At 78.9% G+C, this 952-nt stretch carries 2 protein-coding genes; both read left to right on the top strand.

Annotated features, from left to right (window positions below; translation table 11 throughout):
- On the top strand, nt 1-196 hold a 196-nt coding region (locus N866_RS21770; protein ID WP_034229864.1), incomplete at its 5' end, for a hypothetical protein.
- Nucleotides 193-952, top strand: a 760-nt coding sequence (locus N866_RS19070; protein ID WP_425393983.1) for a YhgE/Pip domain-containing protein, incomplete at its 3' end; no start/stop codon positions are given. The genes N866_RS21770 and N866_RS19070, both read left to right, overlap by 4 nt.

The raw sequence follows: 952 nt of genomic DNA, 5'->3' as shown, positions 1-952 counted from the left end.
GACCCGGGAGGCGGCCGCCGCGCTGCTCGGGGCGCTGCTCGACCCCGGCCGTCCCGACGCCGCCCCCGCGCCGAGCGTCGTCGTCGGCACCGTCACCGGTGAGGGCGCGGCCCTCCTGCCGCCCGACCTGCCCGCCGTCGTCCTCGACGTGACCGGCGACGCCGACCGCGCCCCCGAGGCGGTGGCGGCCCGATGAGCTCCTCCGCGACCAACCCGACCGGAGACCGACCGATGAACCGCTTCACCGCGCCGGCCTCCGGCGCTCCCGCCGGGACCCCGGCGCTCCCCCGCCGCTCGCGGGCCGCGGCCGTCCTCGGGGCGCTGCTCGTCCCGCTCCTCGCCGCCGCCGTGCTCGTGGGCGCCCTGTGGAACCCGCAGGACCGGCTGGACCAGGTGACGGCCGCGATCGTCAACGAGGACGTCCCCGTCGAGGTCGACGGGCAGCTCGTGCCGCTCGGGCGCCAGCTCTCCGCCGCGCTCGTCGGCGGCGGCTCCGACGGCGCGACCGACGGCGCCTCGGACGGCGCCTCGGGCGACGGCGAGGGCGACACGCCGACGGCGGGCTACACGTGGGTGCTCACCGACGCCGCGGACGCCCGGGAGGGCCTGCGCACCGGCGGGTACACGGCGGTCGTCACGATCCCGGCGGACTTCTCCGCGGCGGCGACGTCCGCGTCCGACCCGGCGAGGGCGCGTCAGGCGACGATCGACGTCACCACCTCGGCGCGGAACCGCCTCGTGGACGACGCCGTCACGCAGGCCATCGCCGCCACCACGGTCGACGTCCTCGGCTCCCGGCTGACCACCGCGTTCCTCGACAGCGTGCTCGTGGGCTTCACGACGCTCGGCGAGGAGCTGGGTGCCGCGGCCGACGGCGCCGCCGAGCTCGCCGACGGCGCCGCGCAGCTCGCGGACGGCACCAGCCGGCTCGCCGACGGCCAGCGCTCGCTCG

Origin of the sequence: Actinotalea ferrariae CF5-4, assembly GCF_000603945.1 — a bacterium.
Classification (GTDB): Bacteria; Actinomycetota; Actinomycetes; order Actinomycetales; family Cellulomonadaceae; genus Actinotalea; species Actinotalea ferrariae.
The sequence above is the reverse complement of the archived record's forward strand: the minus strand, read 5'-3'. Positions and strand labels throughout refer to the sequence as shown.